The organism is Bacillus sp. ISL-75 (assembly GCF_018613095.1).
Genome location: NZ_JAGGQX010000004.1, coordinates 43381 through 60633 on the forward strand (window position 1 = coordinate 43381; position 17253 = coordinate 60633).

The following is a 17253-nucleotide window of genomic DNA, read 5'->3' on the forward strand; positions in this document are numbered from 1 at the left end:
TCTTTCATAAGGAGGTGCCAATATGAAACTTCATGAACTAAAACCTGCTGAGGGTTCTCGTAAAGATCGTAAGCGTCTAGGACGCGGTATCGGTTCTGGTCAAGGAAAAACTGCCGGTAAAGGTCATAAAGGTCAAAACGCTCGTTCGGGTGGCGGTGTACGTCTAGGTTTTGAAGGTGGTCAAACACCTTTATACCGTCGTTTACCAAAACGCGGATTTACAAACTTCAGCCGTAAGGAATATGCAGTTGTAAATCTTGATGCTTTAAACCGCTTTGCTGAAGGTACAGAAGTTACTCCAGAACTTCTTATCGAATCAGGTGTAGTAAGTAACGAAAAAGCAGGAATCAAAATTCTTGCAAAAGGGAACGTAGAGAAAAAGTTGACTGTCAAAGCTCACAAATTCTCCTCTGCTGCTAAGGAAGCGATCGAAGCTGCTGGTGGAAACACTGAGGTGATCTAATGTTCCAGACAATCTCCAATTTTATGCGCGTGGGTGAGATAAGACGGAAGATCATATTCACCCTTTTAATGTTAGTTGTATTTCGATTAGGTACATTTATCCCAGTACCCAATGTAAATGCAGATGTACTTGCTAATCAAGATAAGCTTAGTGTTTTCGGTATTTTAAATACTTTTGGCGGTGGAGCATTAAAACAATTCTCCATCTTTGCAATGGGTATCATGCCATATATCACTGCTTCGATTATTATACAGCTCCTGCAAATGGACGTTGTACCGAAATTTACGGAATGGTCTAAGCAAGGGGAATCAGGTCGTCGTAAGATTGCTCAAATCACCCGATATTTCACAATAGTGCTTGGTTTTATCCAAGCATTAGGTATGTCCTATGGCTTTAATAATTTAGCCAGCGGTCAACTGATTGAAAATCCCGGTATTGCTACGTATCTGCTTATTGCAGTTGTCTTAACTGCAGGTACAGCATTTTTAATGTGGTTAGGGGAGCAGATTACTGAAAAAGGTGTTGGTAATGGAATTTCCATTATCATCTTTGCCGGTATCGTTGCTGGAATGCCATCAACTATTAATCAAATTTATGTACAGCAATTTGAGAATGCAGGAGAGGCATTATTCTTACGTATTATTACTGTAGTCTTAATAGCACTTGCTGTTGTGGCTATCGTAGTTGGTGTTATTTTTATCCAACAAGCAAATCGTAAGATACCTATTCAATATGCTAAACGTGTGGTTGCTGGACGTAATCCTGTCGGAGGACAATCCACTCACATGCCATTAAAAGTTAATGCTGCGGGTGTAATTCCTGTAATCTTTGCGGTTTCATTCATTGTAACACCAAGAACGGTCGCATCATTTTTTCCAACTAATGATGTAACACTTTGGATTACAAAAGTATTTGACTATTCTCATCCAATCGGGATGACGTTATATGCTGCGTTAATTATCGCGTTTACTTATTTCTATGCATTTATCCAAGTTAACCCTGAACAAGCAGCGGAAAACTTGCAAAAGCAAAGCGGCTATATTCCAGGGATCCGTCCAGGAAAGAGCACGCAAGAATACTTAACACGCGTCTTATATCGTTTAACTTTCGTTGGTGCACTCTTCCTAGCAGTGATTGCTGTATTGCCTATGTTATTTATTAATTTAGCCAATCTGCCGCAATCGGCTCAAATCGGTGGAACAAGTTTACTAATCGTTGTCGGTGTAGCATTAGATACGATGAAACAACTTGAAGCACAATTAGTTAAACGTCACTATAAAGGGTTTATAAAGTAAAGGTTTTAGGGGCCACTGCTCCCTAAAACCAATTTATAGCACGAGGGGGGAACACGTGTGAATTTAGTATTAATGGGGCTTCCAGGTGCCGGAAAAGGTACTCAAGCTGAAAGAATCGTCGGAAATTACGGCATCCCTCATATCTCTACTGGAGATATGTTCCGTGCAGCGATGAAAGAAGGAACAGAACTAGGTTTACAAGCGAAATCATTCATGGATAAGGGCGAACTTGTTCCTGATGAAGTAACAATCGGTATCGTTCGTGAACGATTAAGCAAGGAAGATTGTCAAAAAGGATTCCTTTTAGATGGCTTTCCTAGAACTGTACCTCAAGCAGAGGCGTTGGAAAATCTTTTAGTTGATTTAAATAAAAAAATTAACTATGTAATTAATATTAATGTGGATAAGGATTTATTAATGGAGCGTTTGACAGGGCGTCGTATTTGTAAAGAATGTGGTTCTACGTATCATTTAGTTTTTAATCCTCCAAAACAAGAGGGCGTATGCGACCGTTGCGGCGGTGAGTTATACCAAAGAGCGGATGATAATGAAGAAACTGTTCAAAATCGTTTAGACGTAAATATCAAACAACAAGAACCATTATTAACTTTTTATGAAACAAAAGGTTATCTTCGCACGATTGATGGTCAGCAGGATATTAACAAGGTATTCGCTGATATCGAGCAATTACTTGGGGGCTTATAATGATCATTTGCAAAACCCCTAGGGAAATTGAAATCATGCGCGCGGCCGGGCGGATTGTGGCCCTAACCCACCAAGAGTTACAAAAACATGTAGCTCCTGGGATTACGACAAAGGAATTAGACATGATTGCTGAAGAATTTATTCTCTCACAAGATGCATTTCCTTCGTTTAAAGGGTATAATGGTTTTCGCGGCAGCATTTGTACAAGTGTGAATGAAGGACTTGTTCATGGAATTCCTGGTAATCGTGTCCTCAATGAAGGAGACATTATTAGCATCGATATCGGTGCTAAGTATGAAGGTTATCATGGTGATTCAGCTTGGACCTATGCTGTAGGAGAGATTGATGATAATTCCCAGCACTTGCTGAAGGTAACAGAGGAATCTCTTTATCTAGGCATAAACGAAGCAAAACCGGGCGAGCGACTCTCGAACATCTCTCATGCGATTCAAACGTATGTGGAAGCAAATGGCTTTTCTATTGTACGCGAGTATGTAGGACACGGAGTAGGGCAAGACTTACATGAGGAACCTCATATTCCACATTTTGGTCCACCAAACAATGGTCCGCGTCCTATGCCTGGAATGGTACTTGCTATTGAACCGATGGTAAATGCCGGAAGCCGATATGTGAGAACATTGACTGACAATTGGACAGTTGTAACTGTTGACGGCAGGCGTTGTGCGCATTTCGAGCATACGGTTGCGATCACTGATGCAGGATTTGAAATCCTAACCAAATTATAAGTTTTGTGTGGATTTCAATAGTTGTTATCAATTCTGGTCCGCTTTTAGGTAATTTGTAATATTTACTGAGGACAGAATGCTGCTCAATATGTTAGAATTGAAAGGTTGCAGGACGACATACGAGCGAATAGCTTTGCTTGCTCTACCTAGTTTGAATAAACGCAATCCTGAAAATAGAAGGGAGACGAGATCGATGGCCAAGGATGATGTAATTGAAATTGAAGGTAAAGTCATTGAAACATTGCCAAATGCAATGTTTAAGGTAGAATTAGAAAACGGTCATACCGTGCTAGCGCATGTTTCTGGTAAAATACGAATGCATTTCATTCGGATCCTTCCGGGTGACAAAGTGACTGTTGAGCTTTCTCCATATGACTTAACACGCGGAAGAATTACTTACCGCTTTAAATAATGCTTGCACTCCGTACTACTAAGGAGGTTAGGATAATAATGAAAGTAAGACCATCTGTTAAACCGATCTGCGAAAAATGTAAAGTTATCCGTAGACGCGGAAAAGTTATGGTTATCTGTGAAAACCCTAAACATAAACAAAAACAAGGTTAATTTTGAAGGAGGTGCGCATTTTCTATGGCACGTATTGCTGGTGTAGATATTCCACGTGAAAAACGTGTAGTTATCTCTTTAACTTACATTTATGGAATTGGTAAAAATACTGCACAAAAAGTACTAGCAGAAGCTGGTGTTTCTGAAGATACACGTGTACGTGATTTAACAGAAGACGAATTAAACAAAATCCGTGACATCATCGACAAATTAAAAGTTGAAGGTGACCTTCGCCGTGAAATTTCTCTTAACATTAAGCGTTTAATGGAAATCGGCTGCTACCGCGGATTACGTCATCGTCGTGGTTTACCAGTTCGTGGACAAAATACGAAAAACAACGCTCGTACACGCAAAGGTCCTCGTAAGACTGTAGCGAACAAGAAGAAGTAATCGGTAAAGGAGGTTAATTTAAATGGCACGTAAAACGAATACACGTAAACGTCGTGTTAAAAAGAATATTGAAGCTGGTATCGCTCATATCCGTTCAACATTTAATAATACGATTGTAACAATTACTGATGTACATGGTAATGCAATTTCATGGTCAAGTGCAGGTGCGCTTGGATTTAGAGGTTCTCGTAAATCTACACCATTTGCTGCACAAATGGCGGCTGAAACAGCAGCTAAGACTTCCATTGAACATGGTATGAAAACTTTAGAAGTTACTGTTAAAGGACCTGGTGCAGGACGTGAAGCTGCAATCCGTGCTCTTCAAGCTGCTGGTCTAGAAGTAACTGCAATTAAAGACGTTACACCTGTTCCTCATAATGGATGCCGTCCACCAAAACGTCGTCGTGTTTAATTTTTCTGTATAGATTTTGTATCATGCGTCTATAATGGGATATGATACTAATTTTTTGCACTCTTACAGAAGATTTATTCCAGTTGTTGTGCACAAAACGGGAACTTATACATGGGGACTTTTAATTAGCAAATATGCTGATTTAGAGTTTCGACGTTTTGAAGGAGGGTTATTTGATGATCGAAATAGAAAAACCAAAAATCGAAACGATTGAGATCAACGATGATGCTAAGTATGGCAAATTCATCGTAGAGCCACTTGAGCGTGGATATGGTACCACTTTGGGTAACTCCTTACGTCGTATCCTATTATCTTCACTCCCAGGTGCCGCGGTTACATCGATTCAAATCGATGGGGTACTTCATGAGTTCTCAACAATTGAAGGCGTCGTGGAGGATGTAACATCCATCATTTTAAACATTAAAAAATTAGCTTTAAAAATCTACTCTGATGAAGAGAAGACGCTTGAGTTTGATGTACAAGGTGAGGGTCCGGTTTTAGCTGGCAATATTACTCATGATAGTGATGTTGAGGTTTTAAATCCAGAACTTCATATTGCAACATTAGCTGCAAATGGTCATCTTCGCATGCGTTTGACTGCTAGACGTGGACGTGGATATACACCGGCTGTTCAAAACAAAAGAGAAGATCAACCGATAGGTGTTATTCCAATTGATTCCATTTTCACACCAGTTTCTCGTGTACAATTTCAAGTAGAAAACACACGTGTTGGTCAAATGTCTAATTTCGACAAGCTCACACTTGATGTTTGGACAGATGGAAGCACTGGGCCAAAAGAAGCGATCGCTCTTGGATCCAAAATTTTGACCGAGCATTTGAATATTTTCGTTGGTTTAACTGATGAAGCTCAAAATGCTGAAATCATGATTGAAAAAGAAGAAGACCAAAAAGAAAAAGTTCTTGAAATGACTATTGAAGAACTAGATCTTTCTGTTCGTTCTTACAATTGCTTAAAGCGTGCTGGAATCAACACTGTTCAGGAATTAGCTAATAAGACTGAAGAAGATATGATGAAAGTTCGTAACTTAGGCCGTAAATCACTTGAAGAAGTGAAGGCAAAACTAGAAGAGCTTGGATTAGGCTTGCGTAAAGACGACTGATTTGTTTACCGTTATACACATGCGTTAATCCGTTTAATGACTTCAACAAAGGAGGGAACCCTTCATGGCATACAGAAAGTTAGGACGCACAAGTGCACAGCGTAAAGCTATGCTACGTGATTTAACTACAGATTTAATTATCAATGAGCGCATTGAAACAACAGAAACTCGTGCGAAAGAAATTCGTGTGACTGTTGAAAAAATGATCACTTTAGGTAAACGTGGTGATTTACACGCTCGTCGTCAAGCTGCTTCATATGTTCGTAACGAAGTTGCTGATGCTGAAAATAATACAAGTGCAATACAAAAACTTTTCGCTGATATCGCTCCACGTTATCAAGAGCGTCAAGGTGGATACACTCGTATTATGAAACTTGGACCACGCCGCGGTGACGGTGCACCAATGGTTATTATCGAGTTAGTTTAATATAGCTTTAACAGACAACAAGGGCGCTGGACAGTTTACAAACAAACTTGTTCTTTGCCCTTTTTCTGTAAATGAATCTTATATCAAGATGACCCAAGCCAAAAAAGAGTGTTATGATGAGCGTAACTCCAATTCATTGGAGAAAATCTAAAAGTTTTACTTGATTTCATCTAGCTTTTCTACGTGACTTGATTTCTTGTATCTTTTATCATCTCGCAGCTATTGGTGCGCAGATTGAAATTAATAAATACGTCTCGTCTAGCTCATGCACCTCCTCTCATTTCTTTTATAGAAATTCCTTACATCGCAGTTTAAAGCGAAACTGCATAGGGACGAGGTGCAGGCTTTTTTTTATATGTAAAAGAAATAATGAGCAGAGAATTGTTTAGCTGAGAGGAGGAATTATCTGTGAAAAACTCGATTGTATCTCTTAATGGAGTATCTTTTCAATATGACGCACAAGAACGTTATGCTTTGAACAATGTTTCTTTTGATATATATGAGGGAGAATGGCTCGCGATTGTCGGTCATAATGGGTCAGGAAAATCAACGATGGCAAAACTCCTAAATGGGCTGCAATTTCCACAAACAGGTGAGATTACAGTTTGCGGAATAATGCTGGATGAAGAGTCAATTTGGGATATCCGTAAAAAATTAGGGATGGTCTTTCAAAACCCTGACAATCAGTTTGTTGGAACGACAGTACAGGATGATGTGGCTTTTGGTCTAGAAAATAACGGTATTCCTAGAGACGAAATGGTCACAAGGGTCGAGGATTCGTTAAAGAGAGTTAAGATGGATAAGTTTCTATATCAAGAGCCCCACCATCTATCAGGCGGACAAAAGCAACGTGTGGCAATAGCTGGTGTACTAGCTTTACGGCCATCGATCATCATACTTGATGAAGCAACTTCCATGCTTGATCCAAGAGGCCGCGAAGAGGTATTAGAGACCGTCCGATTATTAAAAGAAGAGAAATCATTGACCGTTATCTCGATTACACATGATTTAGAAGAGGCAGCTAAGGCGGATCGAATCATCGTCATGAACAAAGGGGAGGTCTTCCGGGAGGGTACACCTGAAGAGATTTTCTCTATGGATGAACAATTGGTTCAGTTAGGGTTAGATATTCCTTTTTCAGTGAAAATGATGAATGCTTTAAGGAATGATGGAATCGATCTATCTAGGCACTATTTATCGGAAGAAGAGTTGGTGAAAGAGTTATGGACATCTCGCTCAAACATGTAGATTATCGTTATCAAGTCAATACTCCTTTTGAACGACTGGCCATTGAGGATGTGTCTATTGATATTCCTTCAGGTGTGTATATGGCGATTATTGGTCATACCGGGTCAGGGAAATCAACAGTCCTACAGCATTTAAACGCTCTCCTTCAACCAACAAAAGGAACTGTAGCAATTGGCGAACATGAAATTAAAGCATTGCAAAAAAATAAGAACTTAAAAAAAGTCCGGCAAAAAGTTGGCATCGTCTTTCAATTTCCTGAACACCAATTATTTGAAGAGACGGTGGAAAAAGATATTATTTTTGGGCCGTTGAATTTTGGGGTTTCTGAAACAGCAGCAAAGGAAAGGGCACGGGTTGCTTTAAAACAAGTGGGTCTAGAGGAAGATATACTAAATAAATCACCGTTTGACCTCTCTGGTGGACAAATGCGCCGCGTCGCAATTGCAGGAGTACTTGCAATGGAGCCCGATGTTATTGTCCTGGACGAGCCTACTGCGGGTTTAGATCCAAGAGGCCGAAAAGAAGTTATGGATATGTTCTTTTCTCTTCATAAGGAAAGAAAGCTCTCTACCATTCTTGTTACACATAGTATGGAAGATGCTGCTAGATATGCAGACCAAATTGTGATCATGCAGCAAGGGAAGGTTGCCAATAAAGGGACACCAGAAGAGATTTTCTCCGCACCGACTGAGCTCGTTGAAATGGGACTTGATGTTCCTGAGGTCGTTCGGTTTCAACTGAAGCTTGAGGAGAAACTTGGCATGAAATTTGAGAAAATTTTTCTAACCATTGATGAGTTGTCAGCTGCTGTTACTAAGGTATTAAGTAGAGGTGTTCACTCATGATGGAAAAAATGATTTTTGGGCGCTATGTCCCGTCAGATTCTATTATTCATAAAATGGACCCTCGTTCAAAATTAATGATCATCTTTCTATTTGTTTGTGTTATTTTTTTAGCAAACAATGTCGTAACCTATTCACTTATTGGAATTTATACTTTTTTAATGCTTGGATTGTCGCGGGTCCCGGTACGCTTTTTATATGGCGGTCTTAAACCAGTCATCTGGCTCGTTCTTTTTACCTTGGTGCTGCAACTTTTTTTTACGAAAGAAGGTACCCTTTTATTTGAACTAGGTCCAGTAAAAATTTACGAGGAAGGGGTCAGACAGGGGATTTTTATTTCCTTGCGATTCTTTTTCTTAATTTTAATGACGTCGTTGTTGACGTTAACCACCACCCCAATTGAGATTACCGATGGCCTTGAAACGCTGTTACATCCTTTAAATAAGGTCCGCTTCCCTGTCCACGAAATGGCATTAATGATGTCTATTTCCTTAAGGTTCATTCCAACACTTATGCAGGAAACGGATAAAATAATGAAGGCGCAAATAGCCCGTGGCGTTGAGTTTGCTAGCGGCCCTTTTAAGGAACGCATTAAAGCCGTCATTCCACTGCTTATCCCATTGTTTGTCAGTTCCTTTAAACGAGCGGAGGAATTAGCGATCGCGATGGAGGCTAGAGGATATCAAGGCGGGGAAGGAAGAACAAAATACCGGGAATTATCCTGGAAAATAACGGATTCCTTACAGATGGGGATATTAGTCCTTCTATCGATCCTACTATTTTTATTACGTTCATAATGGAGCGAAACCATGGCAAGGTATAAATGTATTATTTCCTATGACGGGTCGGGCTTTTCCGGCTATCAGGTCCAACCAAATAAGCGAACCGTACAGTCTGTATTAGAAGCTGTTTTATCAAAAATGCATAAGGGTGATACGGTGAAAGTCGTCGGCTCAGGTCGAACGGATGCCGGTGTCCACGCAAAAGGACAAGTTATTCATTTTGATTCACCACTACTGATTCCAGCTGACAAGTGGGAGAAAGCATTGAATTCCATGCTGCCTGAAGATATTTCCGTTCTAAAGGTTGTTACTGTCACCGAGTCCTTTCATGCTCGCTTCGACGCGAAAGGGAAGGAATATCGCTATGTTCTTCATTTATCTCAAAAAAGAGATCCTTTTCAGCGGAAATTTGCTTATCAATATCCATACCGTTTAAATTTCCAGGCGATGGAGGAGGCAAGTAAACTTTTCCTTGGTACACATGACTTTACTAGTTTTTGTGCGGCAAAGACGGAAGTAGTTGATAAAGTTCGAACGATTGAATCGATTGACTTTACACGTAAGGATGAGTTACTGACGATCCGTTTTGTTGGAAATGGCTTTTTGTATAATATGGTTCGTATTTTAGTTGGAACTTTATTAGAGGTGGGATCAGGTGAACGCAGTCCTGAAGATATTCCGATTATATTAGCCCATAAAGACCGGAGGCTATCGGGAAAGACAGCTCCAGGTCATGGGTTATATCTTTGGGAAGTCTTTTATGAATAAAATGATGTAAACAACTTTACCTGGTGTAACATTTTCTTGACATATTGACCTGCAGGTTTTATTATATTAGATGTGCGTGTTTTTAATCCCACGATAAAGCCCCGGAAAGTCTTCATCGTGATTGAAAATATATGAATACAAACTTAACCGCACAAGGGTATTAGATGTTCATTCCCGGAACAGAATCGGACTCTAATTACTTTAAAAGTGCGAAAACAATAATCTTTTATGGATTTAAATTAGGAGGGAAACTCATGCGTACAACGTTTATGGCAAATGCCAACACTATCGAGCGTAAATGGTACGTAATTGATGCAGAGGGCAAAACTCTTGGACGTCTTGCTTCTGAAGTAGCATCAATTTTACGTGGTAAAAACAAACCAACTTTTACACCACATGTTGACACTGGTGATAATGTAATTATTCTTAATGCTTCAAAAGTAGAACTTACTGGAAAGAAATTAACTGACAAGATTTACTACCGTCACACAATGCATCCAGGTGGTTTAAAAACAAGAACTGCTCTAGAAATGCGTACTAACTATGCTGAGAAAATGATCGAGCTTGCTGTTAAAGGTATGCTTCCAAAGAATTCTCTTGGCCGTCAAATGTTTAAAAAATTACATGTATATGCTGGCAGCGAACATCCGCACCAAGCACAACAACCTGAAGTTTACGAACTTCGCGGTTAATAAAGAGGGAGGGAATTAACTTGGCACAAGTTCAATATATCGGTACAGGTCGCCGTAAAAGTTCTGTTGCACGCGTACGTTTAGTACCAGGCACAGGTAAAATTATTGTAAATAGTCGTGAAATTGAAGATTATATCCCATTTGAAGCATTACGTGTTGTTGTAAGACAACCATTAGTAGCTACTGAAACAGTTGGAAGCTATGATGTTCTTGTAAACGTAAGCGGCGGTGGATACACTGGTCAAGCTGGCGCAATCCGCCACGGTATTGCTCGCGCATTACTTCAAGCTGACCCTGAATTCCGTCCAACATTAAAGCGCGCTGGATTATTAACTCGTGATGCCCGTATGAAAGAACGTAAAAAATACGGTCTTAAAGGTGCTCGTCGTGCGCCTCAGTTCTCAAAACGTTAATTATCAACGTTTCAAGACTCTTTTCACTTCTGTGGAAAGGGTCTTTTTTATTCCCGAAAAGCACTTTTGACCACATTTTGACCACGAAAAAATTTTTGACCACATTTGACCACCAATCATAACTCTATATACTTTTGAAACTTTGAAGCGGTTTGCTCTTTAAGGGTATTTGTTACGTGGGTGTAGATATTCATTGTCATTTGAATATCAGTGTGTCCTAGCCGCTCTTGTACTTTTTTTATACTCGCACCAGCTTCAAATAATAAGGAGGCGTGAGTGTGACGTAAACCGTGTATAGTTATAGAGTGAAGATTGTGTTTCTTAATTAAAATATTTAGCTTTTCATTAAGATATGCTAAGCGTAAAGGGATTCCATCTTCCCTCGTAAAAACAAAATTATTTCCACCATTTATTCGGTTAGCAAAATCCTCTTCCGTTTGGTATTTTTTGTAAGCAGGCTGCTGACGATCGTTTCAGCGAAAATAAGACCTTTGATATTATAAAAAAGGCAAAGAGGACACTCGATTGTAGTGTCCTTTTTGTTGGTTGGTCGATGGCTACGGCCTGAAATCGCTGCTCGCTCGATTCGTTAAGATCGCGCTCGTGATAATACTGAAGAGATGTTCAGCTCGTGGCGCGGACGAGGGCTGGTCGCCGAGCCACGCGAGCGCAGCAGCTAGCGAGAACAGGTCATCACCATTCATATCGGTACGCGCTAGACCCTCGGCCTGAGCGCGAGTGAGAAGCCGCGTGCCTGCCGTTCGCAACGTGACGCACGAAGCATGGAGTGCGGACTCCGTGTCCTCCATGGCTGCGATCATCGCCGCCACAACACCTTGATAGTTGCCCGTGAATGTAACGACGTCGCGTAGCCACGACACGAGAACATCATCGGGTGAACTCGCAGTTTCGAGCTCACGTGCCTTTGCCGTCAGCTCATCGAAGCCTGCGCGGAGCAATGCATCAAGCAGAGCCTCTCTGGTCGGGAAATGACGATACAATGTGCCGAGCCCGACGCCCGCTCTGCGAGCGATATCGCGCAGCGATGCATCGGCACCGTGCTTGGTTACAACGACGTTCGCGACTGCTAGTATGTGCTCATAGTTTTTCTTCGCATCGGCTCGCATATGCTTCCTCCTTGACAAGCGGAGCGGTGCTCCGTATAATTTGTAAACAGAACAGTGATCCGTTTATGTGGAGCACTGCTCTGGTAAGTATAACTCATTTGCATGAGAGGAGAAAACAAGATGTCTATAGATACGATGAAGGCAATTCGGCTGCACGAATTCGGCGGCCCTGAGGTACTGCGTTACGAGGAGGCACCGTTTCCCGAGCTGAAGCCAGGTGAGGTGCTTGTCCGCGTTCACGCGGTTGGCATCAATCCCCCCGACTGGTACCTGCGCGAGGGGTATAAGGATCTTCCTCCTGAGTGGCAGCCGACGGTATCCTTTCCCTTCATTCTGGGGTCGGACGTATCGGGCGTCGTCGAGGCGGTAGCCACGGATGTGCAAGGCTTCTCCGTCGGCGATGAAGTTTTCGGCATGGTTCGCTTTCCTAGCCTTGGGGAGAGCGCTGCTTATGCCGAGTACGTCGCCGCGCCAGCGTCGGATCTTGCACTCAAGCCGGCAGGCATCGATCACGTGCACGCCGCAGGGGCGCCGATGGCAGGTCTCACCGGATGGCAGTTCCTGATCGAGCTGGGGCACAATGAAGCGAACCCGTTTCAACTGGAGAAGCATCGCCCGGTACCGCTCAACGGCAAGACGGTGCTCGTCAATGGTGCAGCGGGCGGCGTGGGGCACTTAGCGGTGCAGCTGGCTAAATGGAAGGGTGCGCACGTCATCGCGGTGGCATCGGGCAAGCATGAGTCGTTCCTGCGCGAGCTCGGTGCCGACGAATTCATCGACTACACCAAGAGCCCTCCCGAGGACGTCGCGCATGACGTTGATCTCGTCATCGATACACTCGGCGGTCCAACAACCGGTCGTTTCCTGCGTACGCTCAAGCGTGGCGGCGCTTTGTTCCCGGTGTTCCTAGGTTTCTCCGACGCTGAGGAGGCCACAAAGCTGGGCGTTACAGTTTCAATGACCCAAGTGCGCTCGAACGGACCGCAGCTAGCGGAATTAGGGCGCTTGCTTGATGCCGGGACGGTTCGCGTCGCCATCGACAGCACGTTTCCACTTGCCGATGCTCGTAAGGCGCATGAACGAGCCGCCGGTGGGCACATCCAAGGCAAGATCGTGCTCACGGTCGTGTGAGGCGACAGCTCGATTGATCATCGCACTCCTCGTGGAACGTCGCAAAACTTTGCGACGTTCCACAAGCGAGGACTGTGAATGAGCTTTGAAGAGTTTGCTAACTTAATTAAGAGAAAAAGGATGAACAAAAATGATTATACTCATGGGTTACGTTCACCTGAATCCGTCTGATGTGGATGAGTTCACTGCAGACGTTCAGGCCGTCGCTTCCAGCACGAGAGCTGAAAAGGGATGCCTCTTTTATGCCTTTACTTTGGAAGATGCGCGCGCCGGACGCATGCTGACTGTCCAGCGGTGGCAAGATCAAGAATCGCTGACCGCCCATGTTGAAAGACATGAAACGGCGCCGTTTTTAAAAAAGTGGGGAAACAGGATGAGAATGGACATTCTAAAATACGATGCAATGAACGAACGCTCGTTCATGGAGTAAAAGAGGTAAGTAGACCGGGGGTATCCCCCCCAGTCTCCCAGAACAGATCGTGAAGGTCTCCCTTCATTCGGCTCTTGTTATCCAATCGCGGGCAGTAGCCCTATTTGCCACTGGTAAAAGAGATTAGGGCTGCTTTTGGCAATACGCTCTAACAATCTCATCGCCTTTAACATACTTCCCTTCATCGTGTAGGTTTAGAATAAAGATTGATCAAACGCTACTACAAACGTTGATTTAAAAATATAATAAACCCATCTATTTTGAAAAAAGATTGATCAAAATAGAATGGGTTTATTATATTAGATGCTTAGGGTTTTATAAAAAAGTTTGATTAAACTTAATTTGTTCATTTGTTAGTGTTATTGGAACACATAATATCCATTTTTTAAGTTTGGAATCTTCTTTCTCTAATACCCATAAAAAACTCCTATTCACAAAAATAACCTCATATTACAAGGATTGTTTTATTTGTTTTTCTTCCTATTTTTCATACACATTAAAGAGCGTAAGAAGTACGGTCTTAAAGGTGCTCGTCGTGCGCATCAGTTCTCAAAACGTTAATTATCAACGTTTCAAAGGCTCTCAACCACTTTGGTTGGGGGTTTTTTTTTACAAATAAAAACCCCAGGCTTGGCCTAGGGATCTAAAGGTATCTTTTTTTGACTATTTTTTAATTTGGAAGTTAATTGTCCACTGTCCTTTTTGATTTAGAATTGCATCTGTACTAAGTGCTGCATTTGAAGTGGCAGGTATATATTGCGGCATGTTCACCTTGACCGCACCTTGATATTTCTGGCTGCTTATTTTTTTATGTTCGGTATCAATCCCTTGAAGACGATTATCCGCAATGGAAATTTCCAGGTTTTTTAACAGCCCTTTCCCGTTTTCATCCATCAAATTACCTGTTGTAGATTCTACGGTATAATACAGAATCATCTCTTGACCGTAGTTTGTGATAGCATAGTTAGTAATCGTAAGTTTGATCCCGCCATTTTCCGCGGAACCGACTGTTTTTTCCGGTGCAGCCAACGCGCTTTGGGAAGAAGCCCATGCTCCCCCAACGAGAAAGCAAAGTAATAAGACAAACCCACCCAAACGATTCGTCATTTTTGAGAAAGCCTTCATTTAATCACCATCCTGAGATTCTTTAAATTCATTTCAAATATAGAATGTCTCCATATTTGGTAAATATTCCTCTCCCACCATTGTTAAAAATCATTTTGTGATTTTAATATTTTTTTGCATAATTAAGGAATCTTCTACTCAATATAGAAAAAAGAGTGAGGACCAATAAAGTAGGGTTCTCCCCGGATGGGAAAATTCAGAGGCAACCAAAAATAGAGGCAATCACTCTGGACTTATAAGCATAAGGAGGGTCTTTTTTTGAATCGTTATTTAAAAGCGATAATCGTAGCTTTATTGGCGGTAGTATTAATTGTTGGCTGTCAGCAGAAGCCTGCAAAAAAGGAGAATACTGCCAATAAACAAACCACCAGTTCTGAAAAAGATAAAGGTTTTCCACTTTGGGGGTATGACTTACAACAAACTCGGCATGTCCCTTATAACAAGATTACAAAAGACAATGTGAAGGATTTAGGTATTGTCTGGCAGGCAGATTTGGCAAATTGGGATAAGAAGATTCCTAATGCCTCGGAGGATTTCCCGGTAGTGAAAGATGGTGTCATGTATGTCACGACATCAATGAACCGAGTGTTTGCCCTTGATGCCTCAAATGGGAAGAAAATTTGGCAATGGACGCCGCCAAAAGATGTACTTGACCATCTAGACCATGCGGATCTAAGCCTTTTAGAGGTTGTTGCCAGCCGGGGTGTGGCTGTTGCGGAAGGCAATGTGTTTGTCCTTATTGCGGATAATCGCTTAGCCAAACTTAACGCGAAAGACGGAAAATTGATTAAAATGATCAACCTTTGGGATACAATACCAGGAGCCAAGCTTGAAAACCGATATTATGAAACAATGGCTCCGATGTACTATAAAGGAAACGTCTATGTGGGAAGCAGCGGCGGTGATAATGGCATTCGCGGCTTTGTGATGGCCTATAAAGCAAGTGACTTGACGCCAGCCTGGGATGGACCATTCTGGACAGTCCCTGAGAAGGGGGAAGATTGGGTGAAGGGCAAATATACAGGGGGCGGAGCCGTCTGGGGAGAGATTGCTTTTGACCCGGACACTGACGTGATGTATTTTGGCACGGGTAATCCTGCTCCTGACTTTTTTAAGAAAATCCGCCCAGGTAAAAACCCTTATACGGACTCAGTCGTTGCTCTTGAAAGTAAAACAGGCAAATTGATTTGGGCAAAATCGGAAATGGATGAGGAGGACGAATGGGATTATGATGCGACCTCGACTCCGATGATTCTCAATGCTACGGTCAACAACAAAAAGCAAAAAATCGTCGTACACGGCGGAAAGAACGGGAAATGGTTTGCGTGGGATGCCAAAACAGGGGATACCATTTATAATGGCGTTCCATTCGTCAAAATCCAGCACACGTCACAGCCGACGGATCCAAATAAACCGGCGATGCAATGGCCAGGAGCAGAAGGCGGACAAAACTATGCTCCGGAAACCTATGATCCTAAAACCAATTATGTATTGATTCCTGGTATTAATAAGCCATCTTTAGAGGTTGCAGCGAAAGATGAAAATGAACTTGAGCAAAAAAAAGGTTTATTCCCAGGAACTGCGATAACGTTGGGGCCAAAAGGTGAAGACATATCCGGTACGATCACCGCCATTGATATGAATACTGGCAAGCGTGCCTATCAGAATAAGACTAAACAACCAATGCGCGGAGGTTTTACAAGTACGACTACAGGACTTGCTTTTTACGGCGAATTGGATGGAACGGTAAATGCCCTTGATATTAAAACTGGAAAAGTTTTATGGAACATGAAAAGCGGCGGGGCTCAGATTATGATGGCACCGGCGATTTATATGGATGGTGGTAAACAATACGTTACTTTTGTTACTGGAACAAAGGTTGTAACCTACGGACTGGGGGGGAATAAATCTGTAACTCCTTCAAAAGATCCGGGGGGCGCCGATCCAGAAGGCTCAGGGAAAACTGATAACGCCAATCATGGCAGCCACGGGAATAAAGAAAAAGATAAGAAGCAGCCGGCTGATATGAATGCTGAAGTAATTTACAAAAATAGCTGTATGTCCTGTCATGGTGGAAATCTAGAAGGAGGGGCAGGTCCTGACCTAAGACATGTTGGTGTATCCATGTCTGAAGAGGAGATCTTGAATCAAATCATTAACGGAGGCGGACGTATGCCTGGAGGTCTTGTTGATAAGGATCAGGCCGAAATATTGGCAAAATGGCTGTCTCAGAAGAAGTAATTTAATAGAACCAAGTCAACCTGAGTTTTCGGACTCAGGTTGTTTTTTTTGGACTTTAAGGAGTTGTGCCTCAAACTTGTCCTTTTTTGCAGCATTTTGCAAAACACGGACTTACTTTTGGACAACTTCAAGTTGAAATTCAAGTTATTTTGGCGTTTCCGCCGACATAAGATAATTTTGAAAGGTAAAATCAGACACTCCTTTAAAAAGTAATCATTATTGAAAGTGTCATGAAAGGGGGGGGGATCACATGTGGATAAAGCCTAAGTACGAAATAATCAACACTTCTTCCGAGGTGACGATGTATTCCTACATCGGCAAGTAGCGCAGA

Annotated in this window: 23 protein-coding genes and 1 pseudogene; 21 read left to right on the forward strand and 3 right to left on the reverse strand. The window is 42.1% G+C overall.

Annotated elements, in window-relative coordinates; translation table 11 throughout:
* Window positions 1–22: 22 nt before the first annotated feature.
* From rplO to rpsI (J7E63_RS01335), 16 genes are all read left to right on the forward strand, one after another.
* Window positions 23–463, forward strand: a complete 441-nt coding sequence (gene rplO / locus J7E63_RS01260; protein WP_168241509.1) for a 50S ribosomal protein L15 — start codon at window positions 23–25, stop codon at window positions 461–463.
* Entirely contained in the window at window positions 463–1758 is a 1296-nt protein-coding gene (gene secY / locus J7E63_RS01265) for a preprotein translocase subunit SecY (RefSeq protein ID WP_215009935.1), read from the forward strand. Before rplO ends, secY begins: the two co-directional genes overlap by 1 nt.
* A gap of 57 nt (window positions 1759–1815) precedes the next feature.
* The gene (locus tag J7E63_RS01270; RefSeq protein ID WP_215009936.1) at window positions 1816–2463 is read left to right on the forward strand and encodes an adenylate kinase; all 648 of its coding nucleotides are present in this window, start codon (window positions 1816–1818) and stop codon (window positions 2461–2463) included.
* Window positions 2463–3209 (forward strand): type I methionyl aminopeptidase, encoded by a 747-nt coding sequence (gene map / locus J7E63_RS01275; protein WP_215009937.1) that lies wholly within the window; start codon window positions 2463–2465, stop codon window positions 3207–3209. The genes J7E63_RS01270 and map overlap by 1 nt, the downstream gene beginning before the upstream one ends.
* 193 nt (window positions 3210–3402) lie before the next feature.
* Window positions 3403–3621, forward strand: coding sequence for a translation initiation factor IF-1 (infA, locus tag J7E63_RS01280; RefSeq protein ID WP_007085268.1), 219 nt, complete (start codon window positions 3403–3405; stop codon window positions 3619–3621).
* A 38-nt stretch (window positions 3622–3659) separates the two neighbouring features.
* Window positions 3660–3773 carry a 50S ribosomal protein L36 gene (gene rpmJ / locus J7E63_RS01285; protein WP_000868344.1) on the forward strand — a complete coding sequence of 38 codons (114 nt, stop codon included), beginning with the start codon at window positions 3660–3662 and terminating at the stop codon, window positions 3771–3773.
* 24 nt (window positions 3774–3797) lie between these two features.
* On the forward strand, window positions 3798–4163 hold the full coding sequence (gene rpsM, locus J7E63_RS01290) for a 30S ribosomal protein S13 (protein ID WP_026565543.1): 366 nt from the start codon (window positions 3798–3800) through the stop codon (window positions 4161–4163).
* Window positions 4164–4185: 22 nt separating this feature from the next.
* Window positions 4186–4575 carry a 30S ribosomal protein S11 gene (gene rpsK / locus J7E63_RS01295; RefSeq protein WP_075689916.1) on the forward strand — a complete coding sequence of 130 codons (390 nt, stop codon included), beginning with the start codon at window positions 4186–4188 and terminating at the stop codon, window positions 4573–4575.
* 176 nt (window positions 4576–4751) lie between these two features.
* Window positions 4752–5696 (forward strand): DNA-directed RNA polymerase subunit alpha, encoded by a 945-nt coding sequence (locus tag J7E63_RS01300; RefSeq protein WP_088085002.1) that lies wholly within the window; start codon window positions 4752–4754, stop codon window positions 5694–5696.
* A gap of 64 nt (window positions 5697–5760) precedes the next feature.
* Window positions 5761–6123, forward strand: a complete 363-nt coding sequence (rplQ, locus tag J7E63_RS01305; protein ID WP_168241513.1) for a 50S ribosomal protein L17 — start codon at window positions 5761–5763, stop codon at window positions 6121–6123.
* Window positions 6124–6531: 408 nt separating this feature from the next.
* Complete coding sequence (locus J7E63_RS01310) at window positions 6532–7371, forward strand: energy-coupling factor ABC transporter ATP-binding protein (RefSeq protein ID WP_215009938.1); 840 nt, start codon at window positions 6532–6534, stop codon at window positions 7369–7371.
* Window positions 7347–8216, forward strand: a complete 870-nt coding sequence (locus tag J7E63_RS01315) for an energy-coupling factor ABC transporter ATP-binding protein (protein ID WP_215009939.1) — start codon at window positions 7347–7349, stop codon at window positions 8214–8216. The genes J7E63_RS01310 and J7E63_RS01315 overlap by 25 nt, the downstream gene beginning before the upstream one ends.
* Entirely contained in the window at window positions 8213–9010 is a 798-nt protein-coding gene (locus J7E63_RS01320; RefSeq protein ID WP_215009940.1) for an energy-coupling factor transporter transmembrane component T family protein, read from the forward strand. Before J7E63_RS01315 ends, J7E63_RS01320 begins: the two co-directional genes overlap by 4 nt.
* Window positions 9011–9022: 12 nt before the next feature.
* On the forward strand, window positions 9023–9763 hold the full coding sequence (truA, locus tag J7E63_RS01325) for a tRNA pseudouridine(38-40) synthase TruA (protein ID WP_215000126.1): 741 nt from the start codon (window positions 9023–9025) through the stop codon (window positions 9761–9763).
* A gap of 254 nt (window positions 9764–10017) precedes the next feature.
* Window positions 10018–10455 carry a 50S ribosomal protein L13 gene (gene rplM / locus J7E63_RS01330; RefSeq protein WP_088085008.1) on the forward strand — a complete coding sequence of 146 codons (438 nt, stop codon included), beginning with the start codon at window positions 10018–10020 and terminating at the stop codon, window positions 10453–10455.
* Window positions 10456–10475: 20 nt separating this feature from the next.
* Window positions 10476–10868, forward strand: a complete 393-nt coding sequence (gene rpsI, locus J7E63_RS01335; protein WP_088085009.1) for a 30S ribosomal protein S9 — start codon at window positions 10476–10478, stop codon at window positions 10866–10868.
* Window positions 10869–10984: 116 nt separating this feature from the next.
* On the opposite strand, the pseudogene J7E63_RS01340 reads toward rpsI (J7E63_RS01335), so the two are convergent.
* Both J7E63_RS01340 and J7E63_RS01345 read right to left on the reverse strand, forming a co-directional pair.
* Window positions 10985–11317 (reverse strand): annotated as a pseudogene (locus J7E63_RS01340) (tyrosine-type recombinase/integrase); the annotation flags it as partial.
* A 108-nt stretch (window positions 11318–11425) separates the two neighbouring features.
* Window positions 11426–11995, reverse strand: coding sequence for a TetR/AcrR family transcriptional regulator (locus J7E63_RS01345; RefSeq protein ID WP_215009941.1), 570 nt, complete (start codon window positions 11993–11995; stop codon window positions 11426–11428).
* A 120-nt stretch (window positions 11996–12115) separates the two neighbouring features.
* On the opposite strand from J7E63_RS01345, the gene J7E63_RS01350 reads away from it, so the two are divergent.
* From J7E63_RS01350 to rpsI (J7E63_RS30440), 3 genes are all read left to right on the forward strand, one after another.
* Window positions 12116–13126, forward strand: coding sequence for an NADP-dependent oxidoreductase (locus J7E63_RS01350; protein ID WP_215009942.1), 1011 nt, complete (start codon window positions 12116–12118; stop codon window positions 13124–13126).
* A gap of 130 nt (window positions 13127–13256) precedes the next feature.
* Window positions 13257–13556, forward strand: a complete 300-nt coding sequence (locus J7E63_RS01355; RefSeq protein WP_215009943.1) for a putative quinol monooxygenase — start codon at window positions 13257–13259, stop codon at window positions 13554–13556.
* Window positions 13557–14024: 468 nt separating this feature from the next.
* A complete protein-coding gene (gene rpsI / locus J7E63_RS30440; protein WP_215009944.1) occupies window positions 14025–14117 on the forward strand; it encodes a 30S ribosomal protein S9 in 93 nt (30 codons plus the stop codon).
* Between the two features lie 102 nt (window positions 14118–14219).
* Here rpsI (J7E63_RS30440) and J7E63_RS01365 read toward each other — a convergent pair whose 3' ends face one another.
* Entirely contained in the window at window positions 14220–14681 is a 462-nt protein-coding gene (locus J7E63_RS01365; protein ID WP_215009945.1) for a hypothetical protein, read from the reverse strand.
* A 258-nt stretch (window positions 14682–14939) separates the two neighbouring features.
* Here J7E63_RS01365 and J7E63_RS01370 point away from each other — a divergent pair, with 258 nt between their 5' ends.
* Both J7E63_RS01370 and pqqA read left to right on the forward strand, forming a co-directional pair.
* Window positions 14940–16922 carry an outer membrane protein assembly factor BamB family protein gene (locus tag J7E63_RS01370; protein ID WP_215009946.1) on the forward strand — a complete coding sequence of 661 codons (1983 nt, stop codon included), beginning with the start codon at window positions 14940–14942 and terminating at the stop codon, window positions 16920–16922.
* A 250-nt stretch (window positions 16923–17172) separates the two neighbouring features.
* On the forward strand, window positions 17173–17247 hold the full coding sequence (gene pqqA, locus J7E63_RS30445) for a pyrroloquinoline quinone precursor peptide PqqA (RefSeq protein ID WP_215009974.1): 75 nt from the start codon (window positions 17173–17175) through the stop codon (window positions 17245–17247).
* Window positions 17248–17253: the final 6 nt, after the last annotated feature.

What these genes read in the sequence shown, in the direction of transcription:
- rplO (WP_168241509.1), top strand. Translation starts at nt 23, where the DNA reads ATGAAACTTCATGAACTAAAACCTGCTGAGGGTTCTCGTAAAGATCGT.
- secY (WP_215009935.1), top strand. Translation starts at nt 463, where the DNA reads ATGTTCCAGACAATCTCCAATTTTATGCGCGTGGGTGAGATAAGACGG.
- map (WP_215009937.1), top strand. Translation starts at nt 2,463, where the DNA reads ATGATCATTTGCAAAACCCCTAGGGAAATTGAAATCATGCGCGCGGCC.
- infA (WP_007085268.1), top strand. Translation starts at nt 3,403, where the DNA reads ATGGCCAAGGATGATGTAATTGAAATTGAAGGTAAAGTCATTGAAACA.
- rpmJ (WP_000868344.1), top strand. Translation starts at nt 3,660, where the DNA reads ATGAAAGTAAGACCATCTGTTAAACCGATCTGCGAAAAATGTAAAGTT.
- rpsM (WP_026565543.1), top strand. Translation starts at nt 3,798, where the DNA reads ATGGCACGTATTGCTGGTGTAGATATTCCACGTGAAAAACGTGTAGTT.
- rpsK (WP_075689916.1), top strand. Translation starts at nt 4,186, where the DNA reads ATGGCACGTAAAACGAATACACGTAAACGTCGTGTTAAAAAGAATATT.
- J7E63_RS01300 (WP_088085002.1), top strand. Translation starts at nt 4,752, where the DNA reads ATGATCGAAATAGAAAAACCAAAAATCGAAACGATTGAGATCAACGAT.
- rplQ (WP_168241513.1), top strand. Translation starts at nt 5,761, where the DNA reads ATGGCATACAGAAAGTTAGGACGCACAAGTGCACAGCGTAAAGCTATG.
- J7E63_RS01315 (WP_215009939.1), top strand. Translation starts at nt 7,347, where the DNA reads ATGGACATCTCGCTCAAACATGTAGATTATCGTTATCAAGTCAATACT.
- J7E63_RS01320 (WP_215009940.1), top strand. Translation starts at nt 8,213, where the DNA reads ATGATGGAAAAAATGATTTTTGGGCGCTATGTCCCGTCAGATTCTATT.
- truA (WP_215000126.1), top strand. Translation starts at nt 9,023, where the DNA reads ATGGCAAGGTATAAATGTATTATTTCCTATGACGGGTCGGGCTTTTCC.
- rplM (WP_088085008.1), top strand. Translation starts at nt 10,018, where the DNA reads ATGCGTACAACGTTTATGGCAAATGCCAACACTATCGAGCGTAAATGG.
- J7E63_RS01345 (WP_215009941.1), bottom strand. Translation starts at nt 11,995, where the DNA reads ATGCGAGCCGATGCGAAGAAAAACTATGAGCACATACTAGCAGTCGCG.
- J7E63_RS01350 (WP_215009942.1), top strand. Translation starts at nt 12,116, where the DNA reads ATGTCTATAGATACGATGAAGGCAATTCGGCTGCACGAATTCGGCGGC.
- J7E63_RS01355 (WP_215009943.1), top strand. Translation starts at nt 13,257, where the DNA reads ATGATTATACTCATGGGTTACGTTCACCTGAATCCGTCTGATGTGGAT.
- J7E63_RS01365 (WP_215009945.1), bottom strand. Translation starts at nt 14,681, where the DNA reads ATGAAGGCTTTCTCAAAAATGACGAATCGTTTGGGTGGGTTTGTCTTA.